The sequence below is a fragment of the Streptomyces asoensis genome (assembly GCF_016860545.1).
GTDB classification, from domain to species: Bacteria; Actinomycetota; Actinomycetes; order Streptomycetales; family Streptomycetaceae; genus Streptomyces; species Streptomyces asoensis.
Window position 1 is genome coordinate 251,371 of the sequence record NZ_BNEB01000006.1, and the last position, 16,815, is coordinate 268,185.

At 74.0% G+C, this 16,815-nt stretch carries 19 protein-coding genes; 7 read left to right on the forward strand and 12 right to left on the reverse strand.

Annotated elements, in window-relative coordinates:
- Positions 1–34: 34 nt before the first annotated feature.
- From Saso_RS37540 to Saso_RS37565, 6 genes are all read right to left on the reverse strand, one after another.
- A complete protein-coding gene (locus tag Saso_RS37540) occupies positions 35–625 on the reverse strand; it encodes a hypothetical protein (protein ID WP_189927252.1) in 591 nt (196 codons plus the stop codon).
- Positions 622–1,809, reverse strand: coding sequence for a DUF6286 domain-containing Asp23/Gls24 family envelope stress response protein (locus tag Saso_RS37545; protein ID WP_189927253.1), 1,188 nt, complete (start codon positions 1,807–1,809; stop codon positions 622–624). The genes Saso_RS37540 and Saso_RS37545 overlap by 4 nt, the downstream gene beginning before the upstream one ends.
- Positions 1,806–1,991, reverse strand: a complete 186-nt coding sequence (locus Saso_RS37550) for a hypothetical protein (protein WP_189927335.1) — start codon at positions 1,989–1,991, stop codon at positions 1,806–1,808. The genes Saso_RS37545 and Saso_RS37550 overlap by 4 nt, the downstream gene beginning before the upstream one ends.
- Positions 1,992–2,041: 50 nt before the next feature.
- A complete protein-coding gene (locus Saso_RS37555; protein WP_189927254.1) occupies positions 2,042–2,584 on the reverse strand; it encodes an Asp23/Gls24 family envelope stress response protein in 543 nt (180 codons plus the stop codon).
- A gap of 205 nt (positions 2,585–2,789) precedes the next feature.
- Positions 2,790–3,449, reverse strand: coding sequence for a fasciclin domain-containing protein (locus Saso_RS37560; RefSeq protein ID WP_189927255.1), 660 nt, complete (start codon positions 3,447–3,449; stop codon positions 2,790–2,792).
- Between the two features lie 73 nt (positions 3,450–3,522).
- Positions 3,523–5,217, reverse strand: a complete 1,695-nt coding sequence (locus tag Saso_RS37565) for a molybdopterin-dependent oxidoreductase (protein ID WP_189927256.1) — start codon at positions 5,215–5,217, stop codon at positions 3,523–3,525.
- A gap of 243 nt (positions 5,218–5,460) precedes the next feature.
- Here Saso_RS37565 and Saso_RS37570 point away from each other — a divergent pair, with 243 nt between their 5' ends.
- From Saso_RS37570 to Saso_RS37580, 3 genes are read left to right on the forward strand one after another with little or no spacing between them, the layout of a single operon-like run.
- On the forward strand, positions 5,461–6,117 hold the full coding sequence (locus Saso_RS37570) for an RNA polymerase sigma factor (RefSeq protein ID WP_372442553.1): 657 nt from the start codon (positions 5,461–5,463) through the stop codon (positions 6,115–6,117).
- Positions 6,114–6,785 carry an Asp23/Gls24 family envelope stress response protein gene (locus tag Saso_RS37575; RefSeq protein WP_189927257.1) on the forward strand — a complete coding sequence of 224 codons (672 nt, stop codon included), beginning with the start codon at positions 6,114–6,116 and terminating at the stop codon, positions 6,783–6,785. The genes Saso_RS37570 and Saso_RS37575 overlap by 4 nt, the downstream gene beginning before the upstream one ends.
- A complete protein-coding gene (locus Saso_RS37580) occupies positions 6,782–7,135 on the forward strand; it encodes a hypothetical protein (protein WP_189927258.1) in 354 nt (117 codons plus the stop codon). The genes Saso_RS37575 and Saso_RS37580 overlap by 4 nt, the downstream gene beginning before the upstream one ends.
- Before the next feature lie 87 nt (positions 7,136–7,222).
- Here Saso_RS37580 and Saso_RS37585 read toward each other — a convergent pair whose 3' ends face one another.
- From Saso_RS37585 to Saso_RS37595, 3 genes are all read right to left on the reverse strand, one after another.
- A complete protein-coding gene (locus Saso_RS37585) occupies positions 7,223–7,978 on the reverse strand; it encodes an anti-sigma factor (protein ID WP_189927259.1) in 756 nt (251 codons plus the stop codon).
- On the reverse strand, positions 7,975–8,559 hold the full coding sequence (locus Saso_RS37590; RefSeq protein ID WP_189927326.1) for a sigma-70 family RNA polymerase sigma factor: 585 nt from the start codon (positions 8,557–8,559) through the stop codon (positions 7,975–7,977). The genes Saso_RS37585 and Saso_RS37590 overlap by 4 nt, the downstream gene beginning before the upstream one ends.
- A 347-nt stretch (positions 8,560–8,906) precedes the next feature.
- Positions 8,907–9,317, reverse strand: a complete 411-nt coding sequence (locus Saso_RS37595; protein WP_189927327.1) for an ATP-binding protein — start codon at positions 9,315–9,317, stop codon at positions 8,907–8,909.
- A gap of 265 nt (positions 9,318–9,582) precedes the next feature.
- Here Saso_RS37595 and Saso_RS37600 point away from each other — a divergent pair, with 265 nt between their 5' ends.
- Complete coding sequence (locus tag Saso_RS37600; RefSeq protein WP_189927260.1) at positions 9,583–9,951, forward strand: STAS domain-containing protein; 369 nt, start codon at positions 9,583–9,585, stop codon at positions 9,949–9,951.
- 462 nt (positions 9,952–10,413) lie between these two features.
- Entirely contained in the window at positions 10,414–12,144 is a 1,731-nt protein-coding gene (locus Saso_RS37605; protein ID WP_189927261.1) for a SpoIIE family protein phosphatase, read from the forward strand.
- 106 nt (positions 12,145–12,250) lie between these two features.
- Here the strand turns inward: Saso_RS37605 and Saso_RS37610 are convergent, their stop codons facing one another.
- Positions 12,251–12,655, reverse strand: a complete 405-nt coding sequence (locus Saso_RS37610; RefSeq protein ID WP_189927262.1) for a DUF5994 family protein — start codon at positions 12,653–12,655, stop codon at positions 12,251–12,253.
- 551 nt (positions 12,656–13,206) lie between these two features.
- Here Saso_RS37610 and Saso_RS37615 point away from each other — a divergent pair.
- The gene (locus Saso_RS37615) at positions 13,207–13,551 is read left to right on the forward strand and encodes a hypothetical protein (protein ID WP_189927263.1); all 345 of its coding nucleotides are present in this window, start codon (positions 13,207–13,209) and stop codon (positions 13,549–13,551) included.
- Between the two features lie 568 nt (positions 13,552–14,119).
- Complete coding sequence (locus Saso_RS37620; protein WP_189927264.1) at positions 14,120–14,569, forward strand: DUF5994 family protein; 450 nt, start codon at positions 14,120–14,122, stop codon at positions 14,567–14,569.
- A gap of 380 nt (positions 14,570–14,949) precedes the next feature.
- On the opposite strand, the gene Saso_RS37625 is transcribed toward Saso_RS37620, so the two are convergent.
- Entirely contained in the window at positions 14,950–15,663 is a 714-nt protein-coding gene (locus tag Saso_RS37625; RefSeq protein WP_189927265.1) for a hypothetical protein, read from the reverse strand.
- A gap of 379 nt (positions 15,664–16,042) precedes the next feature.
- Entirely contained in the window at positions 16,043–16,450 is a 408-nt protein-coding gene (locus Saso_RS37630; protein WP_189927266.1) for an NUDIX hydrolase, read from the reverse strand.
- Positions 16,451–16,815: the final 365 nt, after the last annotated feature.

The window sequence follows — 16,815 nt, forward strand, 5'->3', positions numbered from 1 at the left end:
CCACGGCCCCGGCCGGCGTCGGCGGTGCCCCGCTTCAGCGCAGACGGGTGGGGCGGTGCGGGGCGGCGGTGCTCAGCCGGATCCGGGTGCGGGCCGTGCAGGGCGCCGCGCTCTTCTCGGCCTCCGCCGTCAGCGCGCACAGGGCGGGCAGGACGGCGTCCGGGGAGGCGCCCGGTCGCAGCCAGATCCGCAGGCCGATCTCCAGCCGCCGCCCGGGAAGGCACAGCACGCGGCTGCGGCTGCGGGCGACGCCGGGAAGGGCCGCCACGCGGGTCGACAGCGCCTCGGCCAGTGCCTGCGGGCGCACCGTGCCGCCGGGCAGGGCGAGGGCGAGCGGTCGGGCGGGGCCGGGACGCAACCGTGCGAGGGACCAGTAGGCGAGCAGCACGCTCAGGGTGATGGCGGCGGCCATGAGCGTGGGGGTCCACCAGGCCTCGGCGCGCAGCTGGGCCAGCCGGTCGCGGTCCAGCAGGACGGAGCCGGGGGCCGCGGCGGGCCACCAGGACGGCAATCTGCCCGTGACGGCCCGGTCCGTGGCGGCGAGCCAGGAGCCGGCCAGGGCCAGGACGAGCCCGGCCAGGCCGAGGACCGTCCGGTTGACGGCACTGCGGACACGGCGCGTCACCGCTCACCTCCGACGGCACGGGCGCGCCCCGGCACCGAAGACCCGGGCACGGACGGCGGGGTCGTCTCGTCCAGCGCGGACGGCGATGTCGCCGTGCCGGGTACGGACGGCGGTGTCGCCGTGTCCGGTACGGACGGCGCCGTCGTGGCGTCCGGCGCGGGCGGCGCGGTCTCCGTGTCCGGCACGGGCGGCGGGGTCGTCGTGTCCGGCGTGGGTGGGTGCCACAGGGATTGCGGTGTGACGACGATCCGCAGGCGTGGGGTGCGGCGCAGGCGGCAGGCGGCCAGCGCGTCGCGGGCGGCGGCCGTGACGGCGGCGTGCGCGGCGGCGCGGTCGCCGAAGGCGAGGGGGGCCCGGACGACGGCCCGTCGGCGGGATGCCCTCACCCGTACAGCGGTGACGCCCTCGACGTCCCCCACCGCGTCCCGGAGCAGGGCTTCGACCGCCGAGCGGTCCATGGCCGCCTCGACGCGGGGCGCCGGGGCGAGGAGGGTGGAGCGGCGGCGCCTGCCCGGGGTGAGGGCGAGCACGGCCATCCACACGCCGGCAAGGGCGAGCAGCGCGCCTCCGGCGACGACGGCCGGGTCGCCGGGTCCGTGCCCGGACAGCCAGTGCACGGCGCCGGTGCGCCAGGCGGCGGGTGCCTGGTGGGCGGTGTGCACCCGGACCAGGTCGAGGGCCAGCGCGCCGGTGCCCACCGCGGCGGCCGCGGTGAGCAGGGTGACCGGCACCCGGCGCCCGGACCACCGGCGGCGGGGCGTGCGGGTGCCGGGCCCGGCGCCGGCGGACGGCGGCAGCGGGGGGTGCGGCAGGAGAGACGGGGCGAGCGCGGTGACGGTGACGCGCGCGTCGGCCACGTCCAGTCCCGTCAGCTGCCCGGTGCGCTGCGCCACGTGCCGCTGGAGGTTCTTGACGGTCTCGGCCAGGGGGGCCGGGTAGGGCAGGGTCACCCCGAGCGCCAGCTGCGCGCTGTTGCCGTGCACGGACGCCGCGACCCGGGCGGCCGGCACGGGACGGCCGGTCCGGTCGGGGCGGTCGGGGCCGTCGGTCCGTGCGGTCCGGGAGGAGCGGGCGCCGGGGGCGCCGCCCGGGCGGGGCAGCGTCTCGGCGGCCGCGCGTTCGGCGATCCTGCGTACCGCCCGCGGTGAGACGGTGGTGGTGCCGCGGGCGGCCGCGGCGGTCATCGGCGGCTCCGCTCGAACGCGTCGCGTACGTCCTGGACGCCGCCTCCGCCCTCGATCCAGCGGCCCAGCGCCCAGCCCAGGCCGCCGAGCGCGGCCACCAGCAGGAAGGCGCCGAACCCGCCGAAGAAACCGGCGAACGCCAGGGCCATTCCCGCGATCATCCCTACGAACGGTGTGCTCATGCCCTGTCCACCTCTCACCCGGAACAGCTCCCGTCTTCTCCCCGGCCCCGCTACGCCACGCGGGAGGCGGCCGCGGCCGTGGACTCGTCCTCGTCCTCGGGCAGGTGGACGTCGTTGACGGTGATGTTGACCTCGACGACCTCCAGCCCGGTGATCCGCTCCACCGCGGAGACGACGTTCTCCCGCACGTCCCGGGCCACGTCCGTGATGGCGGCGCCGTACTCGACGACCAGGTCCAGGTCGATGGCCGTCTGCCGCTCGCCCACCTCGACCTTCACCCCGCGCCCCACGTTGGGCCGGCCGCCGGGCACGCGGTCGCGCACCGCGCCGATGGTGCGCGACAGGCCGCCGCCCATGTCGTACACGCCGGGGATCTCCCGGGCGGCGATGCCGGCCACCTTCACGACGACGACGTCGGCGATCGAGGTCCGGCCGCGGTCGGCGGCCGGCTGGTCGGCGCCCGTCGTGCCGTCGGACACGGCGGTGGTGGTGCGGGGGGCACCGGTGCGCTGCGGGACCGAGGGGGCGGACGGAGTGGAGGGGGTGGAGGGGGTGGACACGTCCTTGGCGGTGGGTGCGGTCTGCGTGGTCATGGCACGTCCCTTTCTGCCTCGATGTGCGGGTGCTTCCTGAGGGGCTCTCACTGCGTTGGACCCGCCCCGGCCGCGGCTGTGACGCGGGAATCGCAAAAAAATGCTGCGGGGCGCCCACCGAGGTGAGGCGCCCCGCAGCCGAGTCGCGGTGACGAACCGCGGTGACCAGGTGCGTGACCAGGTCACCAGATGCGGTGACGAACCGTCAGCCGGCCGGCATCAGGACGGTGTCGATGATGTAGACGTTGGCGTTGGCGGTCTTGACGTTGCCGCAGACGACCTTGGCGGAGTCGTTGACCGTGTAGGACTCGCCGGAGCCGGAGGTGGTGAGCTTGGACTTCTCCAGGGTGTCGAAGGAGCCCTTCTCCAGGTCCTTGGGAGCCAGCTTCTGGCCGACGACGTGGTAGGTGAGGATCTTCGTCAGCTGGGCCTTGTCGGCCAGGACCTTGTCCAGGGTCGCCTTGGGGATCTTGGCGAAGGCGTCGTTGGTCGGGGCGAACACGGTGATGTTCTGGGCGTTGTTGAGGGTGTCGACCAGTCCGGCCTTCTTCACCGCCGTCACCAGCGTGGACAGGGCGGGGTTGTTGGAGGCCGCCGTGGCGACCGGGTCCTGGGCCATGCCGTCGAAGGAGCCGGCACCGCTCGCGGGCACCGCCGAACAGGCCGGGCCGAACGGCTTGTCCGCCATGGCGGTGCTGCCGGAGTCACCCATGCCGCTGTCGGAGGCGGCCGCGGGGGCCGACGCCTTGGAGGAGGTGTCCGACTTGGCGGAGTCGCTGCCGCTGTCGGAGCAGGCGCTCAGCGCCAGGGGCAGGACGGCCGCGGCGGCCAGGGTCACGGCGGTGCGGCGGATACGGGTGTTCATGGTGTTTCTCCAATGAGGGGTTAGGTGCGGCTGAGCCGCGTTCATGAGGGGGTGTGGGTTGGCTTGGGGGGGGTCAGTCGACGGTGACGACGACGGAGTGCCGTCCGCTCGCGCCGTCGGGGACGGTCCGGGTGCGTCTGTCGGTCTGCACCTGGCCGGTGCGGTCGGTGGCGCGGACGGTGAGGGTGTGTCCTCCCGCGGTGGCCTGCCAGGGAAAGGACCACTGGCGCCAGGTGTCGCGGGTGTCCTCTGCGGCGAGGCGGGCCTCCTGCCAGGGGCCGTCGTCGACGCGGACCTCGACCTTGTCGATGCCGCGGTGCTGGGCCCAGGCGACCCCGGCGACCATGACCGTGCCCGCCCGGGGACGGGCGAACGGCTTGGGGGTGTCGATGCGGGACTGGGTCTTCACCGGCGCCCTGCGGGCCCAGCCCCGCTTGACCCAGTAGGGGTCGTAGGCGTCGAACGTGGTGAGTTCGAGGTCCTCGATCCACTTGCACGCGGAGACGTAGCCGTACAGGCCGGGCACGACCATGCGGACCGGGAAGCCGTGCGCGAACGGCAGCGGTTCACCGTTCATGCCGACGGCGAGGAGGGAGTCCCGGCCGTCCATGACGTCCTCCAGCGGACTGCCGATCGTCATGCCGTCCACCGAGCGGGCGACCAGCTGATCGGCGGGCCCGCCCCGCGAGGGGGGTACGACTCCGCACTCGGCCAGCAGGCCGGCGAGGCGGACGCCGATCCAGCGGGCGTTGCCGACATAGGGGCCGCCGACCTCGTTGGAGACGCAGGTGAGCGTGATGTCCCGCTCGACCAGCTCACGGCGCAGCAGGTCGTCGAAGGACAGCGTCAGAGGCCGGGCGACTCCCTTGCCGTGGATGCGCAGCCGCCAGGCGCCGGCGTCCACCTTCGGCACCACCAGGGCGGTGTCGACGCGGTAGAAGTCGCCGTTCGGGGTGGTGAAGGGGCTGATGCCGGGGATCCGCAGCCCGGCGCCCCCGGGTACGGCCAGGGCGGCGGAGGCGGGCCGAGGCAGGACGAGCCGCTCACGTGAGGCGGCCGCGCTGTGCCCGCGGGAGGCGTTCCACGTCCGGCCGAGCACGGCGGCCCCGGTCGAGGCCGCGGCGGCGGCCGTCGCCGCGATCACGAACCCGCGACGGTCCCACTCCGCACCGGACCGCACCCCGCCGGGCCGCGCCGCGTCCGTGGCGGCGGGCGCGTCCGCCGCCGTGGGTACATCTGCGGCCGTGGCCGCGGCTGTGTCCACAGGCACGTCCGTGGCCGCGTGCGTCGTGTGTTCCCTCAGGGCGAGGCGGCCCGTCAGGACGTACAGCAGGACGGCTCCGGCGACGGCTCCGACGACCGACGGCAGCGCGTCGGCCGCTCCGGTCGAGTCGGGCCTGCCGGTCGCCGCGACCGCGCCGACGGCCCCGAACAGCAGCACGCCCGCCGCCCCGGTCCGCCGCCACCGCAGCGCGACGACTCCCAGCGCCAGCGCGCACAGCGCCAGCACCGCGAGGATCCCCAGCTGGAGGACCAGCTTGTCGTCCGTGCCGAAACGGCGGACCGCCCAGTCCTTGACCGCCGCGGGCGTCCGGTCGATCGCCGCGCCGCCCACCGCGACGACCGGGCCGGCCTGCGGGCGCACCGCCACCGACACCAGCTCCGCGACGGCGAGCGCGGCGAAACCCGCGAGCGCGCCACTGCACGCGCCCAGCAGCGGCCGTACCGCGCCGCGCCGGCCATGGGGTTCCTTCTCGTTCTCCGTCACGCGGGGAATCCGGTCCCGGCGGCCCGGCGGATTGGTCGTATCCACGATCGGATGAATCTCTTTTTCCGCCCAATCCGCGGAGGTCGCGGCTACGGATCAAAAGGAAAAAGGGGTGAATCAGCAGCGCGTTCCCGCCCGGTCCGGCATCCGATCGGGGCTCCTTCGCCGAATGTCTGTGTGTCCGCGTCACAAGAGCGGCGCGGGGGTGTCCAACCCTTGGGAACCGACGAGAGGAGCCGCCGAGTGGCGGTGGCCCGCACACCGAACGCATCACCGGACACCCGGACCGGCCCGGACACCCGGGCCGACACGGACGCCTGCTCCGATCCGGAGACCCGCTCCGACGCGGACGCCCGGGCGGCCGCGGAGGACGCCCTGCTGGCGGTCCGTGCCGCCGAAGGCGACGAGGAGGCGTTCGCCGTGCTCGTACGGCGCCACGCGCCGGCACTGACCCGGCTCGCGACGCGCCTGCTCGGCACCCGCACCGAGGCCGAGGACGCCGTCCAGGACGCCTTCATCAGCGCCTGGCGGCGGCTGCCGGAGTTCCAGGGACGCTCCTCCTTCGGCACCTGGCTGTACCGGATCGTCACCAACCGCTGTCTGAACGTGCTGCGGGCCAGGAGACCCGCGGCCCCGCTGGAGGCGGCGGGCGACGTCCCCGCGGCCGAGCACACCACGTCACCGGCCCGGATCACCGAGGCCCGCGACGCGGTCCGCGAACTGCGCGAGGCCCTCGACCTGCTGTCGGCCGAACAGCGGGCCTGCTGGGTGCTGCGGGAACTGGACGGCCGGTCCTACGAGTTCGTCGCCGACGCGGTGGGCATCAGCCAGGATGCCGTCCGTGCCCGCGTGTTCCGCGCACGCCGTTGTCTGACACAAGCACTGGGGGCCTGGCGATGACCGACCGCACCGACCCGCCGAACGGCGCTTACGCCCACGGTGACGACGACGAACTCCTGCCGTGCGGACGGCTGCTGTCCCGGGTGTGGGACGACTGGGAACGGCAGGCCGACGACACCCACCTGCGCTCCTGCCCGCACTGCCGTCAGGCGGTCTCCGGACTGGACCGGCTGGAGTGCGTGGTGCGGGGCCTGGACGAGGAGACGGCCCCGCCCTCCCCCCAGGACACCGAGTCGCTGACCCGGCGGATCATGGACGTCGTCCGTCTCGAACTGCGTCCGGGCCGCCCGGTGCCGCTCGGCGGACCCGCCGAGGACCTGTGGATCATGGAGGCGGTCGCGGCCCGCACCCTGCGGGCGGCCGCGGAGACGGTACCGGGCGTCCGGGCCGGCTCCTGCCGCCTCCTCGCCCCGGACCCCGACGGCCCCGCGGACGCCCCCACGACCGCGGACGGCTCCTCGGAGGGGGCCGGCGCGGCGGTCGGCGTCCGTCTCGACATCCACGCCCCGGCCGGCGCCCCGCTGCTCCCCCTCACCGAGCGGGTGCGGGAACGGGTGCGTGAGGCCGCGGACCGGGAACTGGGCGTGCCCCTGGCGGCCGTCGACATCCGTGTCACCGACCTCGTCCCCGCATCGGCCGGCGACGGCCAGGAAGGTCGTACGCCATGACCGCGCCCCTGACGAGCAGTGCTCGTACGGCACTGGCCGAGAAGGTCGCCGCGACGGTGGAGAGCGTGCCGGGGGTGGCCTTCCTGCGGCCGGGACTGGCCGACCGGCTGCGCTCCACGCTGCCGCGGTCCACGCCGGCCGCAGGGGCGGCGCCCCCGGCGGGCGTACGGCTGACGCGGCCGCGGGAGGACGGCCCCTGGCATGTGGAGATCCATGTCGTCGCGCTGCGGCAGGCCCGGACGGTGGAGGTGGCCCGGGCCGTGCGGGACGCCGTCGAGCTGCGCCTGGCCGTGCTGCTGCCCGCCCCGCCCGCGCCGACCGTCGCGGTGACGGTCACGGGCCTGGTCTGACGCCCCCGCTCCCCCGCCCCCGTCCCCCCTCCCCCACGGCACATGGCCGGGGGTGAAGACCGTGCGGGAGGGGCGGGGGGAGCGGGTTCAGAGGGGGAAGGGCATCAGCGCGAGCGGTGCGGAGGTGGGCTGCGGCGAGCCGCCGGCGGGCTCGACGGTCACGCCCATGCCGGACGCCCCGTCGAGGGCGCCGCGCAGCAGCACGCTCTGGTTGCTGCGGCCGGGGTCCATCAGGCCGGCGGAGCGCATGGTGCCGCCGTCGTCGAACCACAGCTGGTAGACCTTGCCGCCGGGCGGTCGGCTCATCCCGGAGACCACGAAGACGGCCCGGTCCAGGCTGCGTGAGACGACGACGGTGCCGGTGGCGCCTGAGGACAGCTCGCCGCTGCGGGTGCGGGCGTCCGGCGCCGCGAGCACGGCGGCGATCTCGTCCGCCCCGCGTTCGGCGCGGCGCGCCTGGCTCACCGCGTCCTCGGCCCGCTGGTGCTGCCAGACGGTGGCCCCGCCGAGCGCCGCGGCCGCCGCCAGACAGGCGGCGAGCGCCCACCGGGACAGCAGGCCGGCCCGCAGCCGGGCACCGCCCGAGCGGCCCGGCTGCTGCGTGCCGGGGGCCTCCTGGCGCACGGTGGTGATCCGGCGCAGGACCCGCTCGCGCAGTACGGGAAGAGGGGTCGTGGACACGGCCAGGCCCAGCCGGGCCGCGGTCGCGGACAGTTCGGCGCTCTCCTGCGCGCACGGCTCGCAGTGCGCGAGGTGACGCTCGAACGCCTCGTGCTCGTCGTCGGACAGCGCGTGCAGGGCGTAGGCCCCGGTCAGGCTGTGCAGTTCGGCGGTGGTGTTCACGCGGTCACCCCCAGGCAGTCGCGCAGCCGGATGAGTCCGTCCCGCAGCCGGGTCTTGACGGTCCCCAGCGGCAGGGACAGCGCCCCGGCCACCTGGGGGTAGGTCAGTCCGCGGTAGTACGCCAGGGTGACCGCCTGGCGCTGGATCTCGGTCAGGGTGCGCAGGCAGCGCCGTACCTGTTCGCGCTCCAGTCTCGCCTCGACCTGTTCGGTCACCTCGTCGAACTCGGGTGTCCGCTCCAGCAGGGCGGCCTTGTGGTCGCGGACCACCGCGGCCTCCACCGAGCGCACCCGGTCCACCGCGCGGCGGTGCGCCAGGGTGAGGACCCAGTTGATGGCCGTCCCCCGCTCGGCGCGGTAACGGGGAGCGGTGCGCCACACCTCCACCAGCACCTCCTGTGCGACTTCCTCCGACTGTGCCCGGTCCCGCACGACGGCCTGCACGACACCCAGGACCGGGCCCGCGACGGCGTCGTAGACGCGGGCGAAGGCGTCCTCGTCGCCCAGCGCCACCTGCCCCATCAGCTCCTGGAGATCGGGCGCCTTCGATGGGTTCCTGCCGATATGAATAGCTTCCTTCACCGAAGGCCTCCGCGGTCGGGACATGTCCGGGCGTAATCCGTTCCTGCCGAGCGGGCGGATTGGTTGCGGCGGCGAAGAAATCACAGACGACCGAGGGTGACGGCGGTCGGCACCGTCGGCGGGACGCCTTCCTGGAGATCTCCGAAGCCGGCAAGCGAACCGGACGGGCGCACGCTTCGCACGCTTCACCGACAGGCCGCGCCGGTCCTGCCCGTGACGGCGGCGGCGATGCGGACGGAGGCATCCGCCCCGGGGCGTCCTTGGCAGCACACCGCGCCGGGCGCCCGGGTCCGGTGCCTCGGAGGATCCTGACCTTGCTGATGCGCACCGCGTCCGCGCACCTGTCGTCACGGGCTGGAATCAATGGTGTCCACGAGGGCGACGCGTGCGGTGATGCGTTTACCGACCGGCTCCCGCTCGACCGACAGCGCCACCGTGACCGCCTTGACGATTTCCAGGCCGTGCTGGCCGATCCTGCCGGGATCCGCCGCACGGGCAACCGGTGATGCGGGGTGACTGTCCCACACCACGACCTCCACGTCGAAGGTGGTGACGCGCAGCTCCATCAGGACGGGACCGGGAGCGTACTTGAGGGCGTTGGTGACCAACTCGCTGACCACCAACTGGGTGAGATCCCTCGTACGTGCGAGCACAGGCAGGTGATGTTCGAGGCGAGCCCGGTCGAGAAAGGAGACGGCATGGCGGCGGGCGTCTGCGATGCATCCGGCCCCTCCGTCCCATGCATAACCGGCGCGCATCAGGCACTCCTCAGCGCCCGTACCGGCACCGTCCTCGGGATGGAACTCCACGTAGCACCCTCACTCCCCGCTCACGCCCGCCAGTACCCGGGACAGCGGCATGAATGCCGCCAGAGGGGTGCCATTGGGCACATCAGGCTGATTGCACCCCAGCGCCCCCGGCACCGGCAGCGACGCACGCCCGCGTGCATCCGGCCGTCCCGCCGAAGCGGAATCACCCCCAGACGCCGCGGCCGGGCAGGCCCCGAGCAGAGTCGAGGAGACGGTGACCGACAGCCACAAGGACGACACACCCGACCAGTGCCGTATCACCTGTGCTGTGGTTGAGGGTGTCCGTGTGGTGACCGCGCAAGGCGAGATCGACCATGACGCCACACGCGCCTTCAATAAATCCCTGCTGTCCGCGAACGGCACCCTTGCGCACCGGCGAATCGTGGCCGACCTCAGCGGTGTGACCTTCATGGACGCGAGCGGCGTCAACGTCCTCATTGCCGCCTACCGGCAGGTGACGGGCACGGAGGGGTGGTTGCGCATCGCGGGTGCCCAGCCCTCGGTCCTGCGCGTCCTGCAGACGGTCGGTGTCGACGCGTTCATCCCCTGCCTTCCCACCACCGAGCAGGCCTTGAACAGCTGACCGCCGTCGCCGCTCGGCCGGGAGAGCCCGTCGCCGGCCGAGGCTTCCGAGGGGGTGGGCGCGAGGTCTCCTCGAGCGCCGGGCCGGCCCGCCCCGCCGGGCCGGTCGTACTACCCGGCGAAGCACCCCCACGACGACAGGATGTTTCGGCCATAAGATGACAAGTAGGCCGGTCAAGGCCGTCCCGCGCCCACGGAGCGCGCACAGCGGAGCAGAACGCGAGCGTCAGCTCGCCCGGGCGTCAAACGCGCGCAACGGAAGAGGTGATCGCGATGACGGCGCGCTCGGCTCGTCCTGGTGGCAGTGGTGCCGCACCTCACCGGCGCGGCGCACGGCCTCGGCCGTCTCCCGGCCATCGGTATCGCGCGCTTCGCCACCGGCAGGCCCTTCTTCGCGGCAGGCCTCTCCCCTCACTCCCGACGACGTCCCGCCCGCCGCCGGCCGCTACGAACGGAGGGCGCCATGGCGGAGGACCTGGGAGGTGAACGGTGGTCGGGACCGACGGCCGGTCCGGGTTTCTGGTCGCGGATCGTCGAGCAGTTGGACACCGCCCTGATCGTGGTGGATCCCGCCGGATCGATCCTCGCCGTCAACCCGGCCGCCGAACGGCTGCTGGGCCGGGCCGCCGGCACGATGCGCGGAAAGGACGCCCACGAACTGCTGCACCGCGACCCGGAGGGGAGCAGGCTCCCGCGGCAGCCCTGCCCGCTGCTCCGGTCACTGACCGAGGGAGCCGCCGCGCGTGGGGAGGGCGACAGCTTTCTGCGCGGGGACGGCCGCCAGATCGCCATCTCCTGGTCCGCCTCCCCCTTGCTGACCGACGGCTGCCTCACGGGCATGGCCGTGCTCTTCACGGACTTCACGGGCGACCACGGCGCACGCCGTGAGCGTGCCGCCTACACGAGCGCTCTGGAAGACATCAATGAGCGGCTGACGCTGGTCGCGGAGATCACCGACGTGCTGGGCCAGACCCTGGAGGCCGACGAAGCGCTGGCACGGCTGGGCCGCCTGCTGGTTCCCCGTCTCGCCGACTGGGCGGCGGTGGACCTGCGGACCTCTTCCGGGCAGGTCCACCGGGTGGCGGTGACGGGTCCGGCGGGCCGGGACGCCGGACTGGAGGGCGGGTGCGAGCATCTGCCCGAGGTGGCGGAGGAAGACCGCTCGCCACTCGTCCAGGTACTCAACGGCGGTTCTGCGGTTCTGTGGGAGGAGAGGGAGGAGCAGGCGCACACTGCGGCTCCCCCCGGCTCTCCCCTGGCCGCGCTCCACGGCGCCTTCCTGCGCACGGTGCGCGCGGCATCGGTCATCACGGTGCCGCTGGGCTCGAGACGGCAGATCACCGGCGCGCTGACCCTGGTGCGCACCGACCCGGCGCACCCCTTCAGCCCCGCCGACCTGGACGTGGCGAGCGACATCGGCCGCCGGGTCGGCCTGGTCGTGGACAACGCCCGCCGCTACGGCCGCCAGCGTGCCGTCGCCGAGGCGATGCAGCGCAATCTGCTCGCCCCGCTGCCGCAGCCGGGCCTCCTGCGGCTGGCCGCCCGCTACCAGCCCGCCCCGGTCGGCTCCCAGGTCGGCGGCGACTGGTACGACGCGTTCGAGCTGAAGGACGGCGTCCTCGCACTGGTCATCGGGGACGTCGTGGGCCACGACCTGGCCGCGGCGGCCGGGATGGCACAGCTGCACGGCATCCTGCGGTCCCTGGCCTGGGACCACACCGAACCGCCCGGCGCCGTCGTGGACCGCCTCGACGACGCCATGCCCGCCATCACGACCGTCCAGATGGCCACGCTCGTCCTCGCCCGGGTCGAAGGCGACCCGCGCACCGGCCCCTGGACACTGCGATGGACCAACGCAGGACATCCCCCGCCCCTGCTCCTGACGCCCGGCGGACAGGCGCAGTACCTCACAGCCGGACAGGGACTCGTCCTCGGCGCTCCCCCGGGCACGGACGCGATCAGACCCGACGCCGTGCTGCCGCTTCCGCCGGCCTCCACGCTCCTCCTCTACACCGACGGTCTGATCGAGATCCCCGGCAGCGACCTCGACACCGGCATGGCCCTGCTGCGACGCCACGCCCTCGCGCTCGCCCACGCACCACTGGACACACTGTGCGAGGAACTGCTCGCACGGACGCCCCCCGGCAGCACGGACGACGTGGCCCTGCTGGCCCTGCGTCTGCCGACGCTGTGACAGGGCAGCGAGGCGGCGAGCCCCTCCACGGCCGGGTCGCGCGCAACGAGGACCACGGCAGCGTCACCCGCCGACCACACAGCCGCGCCCCCGCCCTCTCGATTGGTCAACCGTCCGCCGGGATGCCCGCCGCGGCCGCCATGAGCGGTTCCGCGGCTTGCGGCGTGGTGTCCGGGGGCACGACCAGCAGGTCCCAGCGTCCCCGGCCGGGGGCAAGCAGGACAGCGGTGTGCGGGGCGGACGCCGCCGAATTCCTGCGCAGCCGTACGACCTGGCCGGCCACGAACATCCGCCCGGGCCCTGCGGACCATGTCGCCCCGTTGACCGTGACACCGGCGACATCGCCCCACTCACGCGGCAACCCGGCCAGCAGGATCGGGAGTTCGGCAAGGAGGTCGTAGGAGCGCGGCCACCACGCCCCGTCGATGAACCGGGGCAGGCCGCCACGGGGTGCCAGGCGCAGGCGCAGGACGGGGTGGGAGGGAAGCGGGGGGTGCAGGGCGATGGTCATGGGCCGGGCTCCTGTCGACTGACGTGCGCGAGTGGGTGGTTGGCGTCAGACACGACGGGCCGTGCCGACCGCGGCCGGCACCGTGCGCCACCGGACCCGTTCTCCCTCGGTAAGGGCCGACGCCACTCCGGCACATCGCCCCCCAGCGCCGGGTGAGCGGGCGTCGTCGCGCCTGGGACGGCGCGGCGGCCTGCGGCGGGTGCCGACGGCGGCGTAAGGGGTCCGACCGGCATACAGGAGGCTCCTCGACCGCTGCGCGGACCGCTCGGACGAAGGTGCGGCCGGGGTCACGGGCTGCCCCTGGTGAGTGGTGCGCCGAGGCCGCCCGGAAGGGCGGGCACAGGACACCGTTGCCCTTGCAACCGTACTCCCCCGCGGAAGGTGACGTCCGGATCGCACCGACCGGCACCCCGGCGGGTGGCCTCGCACCGGCAACCGCGTTGACACGGACCTTCGCCGGACGTTGACTGGCAGCACGGCGCGGGGTGGTACCCCGGCACGACGGGGTCTTCGGACGGTACCCCGACACAACGGAAGCGGTACACACGACGATGTACGACCAGACACGCGCCCAGCAGCCCGCGGACCGGCCCTCGGACTCGGCCGGACAGGGCGGCACGGGCCCGCAGGCCCTGCTCCCCTCGGACGGGAGGGCGGAGATCGCGCGGCGCCTCGGACATGCCGTCAACACCTTCGCCGACAGCCCCCGCGAGGCTCTGGAGGAGGCCGAGGGCGCATTCGACGCGGCCACTGCCCAGCTTGCGGACGCCCTTGCCGAGCGGCGCCGGGTCCTGCGCGCGGGCTGGGCGGACCTGGACCCCGAGACCCGGTCCGCTGAACTGCGGTTCGCGCTGCGGGAGTACCGGGAGATCACCGGGCGACTGCTGCGCGTATAGACGACCACGGATCCACCCGTCAGCTCGCTCTGCCGCGGGAGCGTTCCCGGCATCGTCGGATCCGGCGGCCGCCGCCGGATCACCGGACCTGGACGACGGCCGTCGGGGACTCCCTCACGCGGCCGCCCCCCTCTGGGCGCGCGGTCTGACGGGAGCCGGGTGCCCCGCGCAGGCGTGCGACGCCACGCGGAAGGTGACCGCACGGGTCTCACGACGAGACGAGGGGAAGAACGGGCTGAACACAGGGACGGCCGGAACGGGCAGGAGAACCGACTGCGCTGCAGAGGCCGGGAACCGGTCCTTGCCCGGGTCATGGGCACGGGCAGCCGTCAGGGCTGCCGAACAGTGTGCGTTCGCCGCGCGTTTCCCGCGGGCGGCCGGACGCCGCAACCTTACGGGCACCCGCCCCGGGTGAGAACCCTCCCGCACGCCCCGTCCGCCGGACCGGGGCGCGGAGTAGCGTGGAGCGCACCGGGAATCGTCCGTACGCCGGCCGTCCGCCGACGCCGCTCCCGGCGCACCACGACACCGGGGCGCCGCACGGCGCCCCGGGGACAGGGACCGCGACATGAGCGCGCCCACCCCGCAACACATCTCACCGGACCGGGAACCCCCGGCGTTCGCTCCCCCGGCCCGAGTCGCCCTGCGTCCGCCGACCTTCCCGCCCGGCCCGGTGAGCGGCGCGTGGTGGCCCCACTCCGCGGACCTGGCGGCCGAACTGCCCGCACTCGTCGAGGCGTTCGACGCGTCATGGGGGCGCGTGACGCGGATGACCGCACACCGCGAAACCTGGCGCCATGCATCGTGCGACCTGCCCGTCGCCGGTCACACCGTGCGGGCCGCCTGGCTCACCTCCGGGTTCGACCCGCATGCCGTACGGCTCTTCGCCTACGGCGTCGGACGCCGGGACCTGCTGGTCGTACCGCCCGAGACCGCACGGGCCACCGCCCTGCGGCTGATGAGCGCCGCGGCCGACCCCGCACACCACCTGACCGCCAGCGAGCTGCTCGCCCTGTGACGGGCCGCCTGTGACGGGCCGCCGTCGTTGCCCGTCCACGGGAGCCGTCCGGCCCACGAACGGGCCGCTCAGCCGCCGAGGCGGCCGCCCACGCTCACGGTCGGCTCCTTGTCCTCGGCCCCGCCCACGGACAGGATGCGGGCAGCGCCGGGGACGGTCGGGCTGTGGCAGATCCGGAACCGACCGCGGACCGGGGTGACGGCCGGCAGCGCATCACGACACAGCTCTGCCGCCCGTATCCCCGGCCGGACGGCAGAGTGGGCGGACGAATGGAATGCCGGCTCCGGTCCGAACCCACACGCGACGCGACCTCCACCCGCCGGGTCCCCACCGCGCCCTCGGCGAACAACCGGCCGGCCGCCCGGCACGCCGACCGGCCTTCAGACGAGCACCAGAAGGCGGCGGGAAGCGGAACGCGACGGCCTGCGGGAATCGGCGGGGAGACAGCGCCAGCCCCAGGACAGCAGTGCCCGGTAGGCGTCCGCGTCGCCGCGGTCGACCAGGGTGACGCCGAGATCGCCCCTGCGCTCGCCGAGCAGTCCTCTCTGCAGCCGCCGGGCAAGGTTCCATTCGCGGCTCTGGTCGTGGGTACGTACCCGGTGCTCGACGAGGATGTCGGCGACCACGAAGAGTCTTCCCGACGCGGCCGGGCGGAACAGACTCTCCGGGAGGTACCTTTCGAGCCCCTGCCACCAAGGCCCGTCGCCGCGCAGCGGGAAGCCGAAGGCACATGCCGTGATGACCCTGGTGCCCGACGGACCGGCGGACTCCGCCACGAGCAGCTCGAACCCCGGGCACCGCACGAGCCCCGCGAGCCGCTGCTGGAAGGCGACACACCGGTCCACGTCAGCCCGCGGGAGTTCCGGCGGATCCAGGATCCCCGGCTCGCACGACGAGGTGCGCGCGTACAACTCCCCGAGCTCCCCCATGCGGTCGTCGACCTGACACCGGGACAGCGGCCGGACGATCTGCCCCTCCTGGGGCGACGTGCGCTGCCGCCGCGCCCTCGGCTGCCGCTCCTCGGCAGAGCCCCCGTGGGCACCGGGTGGACGGGAACGGGTGATCGCCGGGTGGCCCGGCATGCGCGCGGTCATGGGACGAACCTTGCTCCGGATCCGGTAGGAGTCCGGCCGGTGTCGTCGTTCGCCGAGAACGGCACAGGCTCCTGAGCCGGCACACGAGGAACTCCCGGTGCCATCGAGCTTACGCCCGCCGTGGTGGAGGAAGGGGGTTTGCGCCGCCACGGCCGGGACCCGTCAGGCGCGCCCGCACCTCGTCGAAGCACTGTGCGGCCGTGAGCCCGGGACCCGGTACCCACCCTCGCCCAGACAGTGCTTGTCATGTCACTCATCAGTGTCCTGCGTGACGATCCCCCTCACTCTCCCGCCCGGGCCGGGCATCGCCATCGAGGGGTAGCGGGCCGGCTGCGGACGCGCTGGTCGCCGCACTCCGTTGCGCTACGGCGGTCCGGAGTCAGCAGAGCCGCCCGGCCTCGTGCAGTGCGTCGAAGGCCATCTCGTCGACGGCCGAGACGCGGGCCCGGTCGGCGTAGCGGAACCACGCCTTCTCGGCGATCTCCCTCGACGGGGTCAGCTCGCCGCGGTGATGGGCGGTATAGCAGATCATCCTGAAAGGGCCGTGTTCCGGATGGCCCTCGCCGATCTCGAAGGTGCCGACGTGCACCATGGAACCGGGGTCGATCGTCGCCCGCAGTTCCTCGTCGATCTCCCGCACCAGGGTCTCGCGGTCGGACTCGCCCGGCTCACGGTGACCGCCCGGGAGGTAGAAGCGGTCCCTGCCGTGACTACGCGTCACCAGCAGCCGGTCGTCCCGGATCAGGATCCACGCGACCTTCTCCGGCACACCGTCGTCCATCGCCATGGCCCGGGACCGTACCGGAGTGCATGGTCCGCGTCAGCGCCGTCCGCACACCGGCGCGTCGCCGCTCACTCATCGAGGAGGAGGTCAGGCGGGCCGGGCACGAAACGGCGAACATCGCGTGCGCTCGGGCGTTGTCCGGCGCCGGCTTCGTCCCGGCCGAGGGTCCACCGCGCCATACCCTGCAGGACGGACGCGAGATCGAATCCCGCTGGCTGCACCACCTGGCTCCGTACCCGACCTCCCACTGCCGCGGCTCCGGGCTGCCCGTACCGAGGACACTGGCGGGGAGGGCTACGGGAGAGGGCCTTTGACGATCGGCAGGCATCGAAGACAGGTGATCTGGAGAGAAACTGAGGCTGTCTCAG